This window comes from Zafaria cholistanensis, assembly GCF_008580665.1.
Lineage (GTDB): Bacteria > Actinomycetota > Actinomycetes > Actinomycetales > Micrococcaceae > Zafaria > Zafaria cholistanensis.
In genome coordinates this window covers 1-599 of the sequence record NZ_BKDJ01000049.1, presented here as the reverse complement: position 1 = coordinate 599, position 599 = coordinate 1, and the positions used below count along the sequence as shown (strand labels likewise).

1 protein-coding gene is annotated in these 599 nt (G+C 65.8%); it reads left to right on the top strand.

The window, feature by feature from the left end:
• The coding region (locus tag NCCP_RS14865) for a Rieske 2Fe-2S domain-containing protein (RefSeq protein WP_149958061.1) at positions 1-599 on the top strand (599 nt) is incomplete at both ends.

The following is a 599-nucleotide window of genomic DNA, read 5'->3' as shown; positions in this document are numbered from 1 at the left end:
TCGGCCACCCGCTCAATGCCTGGTACGTTGCGGCGTGGGACCATGAGGTGACGCGCAAGCCGATGGCCCGCCGGATCGCGAACCGTCCGCTGGCGCTGTTCCGTACCGAGGATGGCCAGGCCGTGGCCCTGGCGGATGCGTGCTGGCACCGGCTGGCGCCGCTGTCGATGGGCAAGACCGTGGGCCGGGACGGGATCCAGTGCCCGTATCACGGGATTGTGTACAACTCGGCGGGGCGGTGCGTGTCCATGCCGGCGCAGGAGACGGTGAATCCTTCGGCGACCGTGCCGTCTTTTCCGGTGGTGGAGCGGGACCGGTTTGTGTGGGTGTGGGTGGGCGATCCCACGCAGGCGGATCCGGACCTGGTGCCGGATATGTCCCAGATGTCCTCTCCGGAGTGGGCCGGGGATGGGGAGACGATCCACGCCGCGTGCAATTACCAGCTCATCCTGGACAACCTGATGGATTTGACCCATGAGGAGTTCGTGCATTCTTCCTCGATCGGGCAGGAAGAGCTGAGCGAGTCGGAATTCGAGACCACCCATGACGGGAACACCGTGACCGTCACCCGGTGGATGTTCAACATCGACGCCCCGCCG